This is a genomic window from Micromonospora sp. ALFpr18c, from assembly GCF_008868155.1.
Lineage (GTDB): Bacteria > Actinomycetota > Actinomycetes > Mycobacteriales > Micromonosporaceae > Micromonospora.
Genome location: NZ_WBKR01000523.1, coordinates 1 through 350, shown reverse-complemented (window position 1 = coordinate 350; position 350 = coordinate 1). Strand labels below are relative to the sequence as shown.

Genomic DNA, 350 nt, shown 5'->3' with positions numbered 1-350 from the left:
GACCCGTCGTGGTGGAGAAGTTTTCCACCGGCAGGGCGAAGAAAGCCCGGTATGCCAGGGAATGTCCGTCGACGAGAAGCAGGCGCGGCGTCGTAGCTGTCACGGCAGCGACTCTAGTCCGTCGCACCGACATCCCCGGCCTGCGGCACCGGGCGACCCGAGGCGAAAACGGACGCCCGGCCCGAACGGCGACGGCCGGTCATCCCCCGCGGGGGATGACCGGCCGTCGCACGGGTAACTCAGGCCACGCCGAGGTACGCCTCCTTGACCGCCGGGTCGTGCAGGAGCTCCTGGCCGGTGCCCTCCTTGACGATCCGGCCGGTCTCCAGCACGTACCCCCGGTGCGCCCG

Annotated in this window: 1 pseudogene; it reads right to left on the bottom strand. The window is 70.9% G+C overall.

What is annotated here, in order from left to right:
* Window positions 1-239: 239 nt before the first annotated feature.
* Window positions 240-350: pseudogene (locus F8271_RS31925) on the bottom strand (ABC transporter ATP-binding protein); the annotation flags it as partial.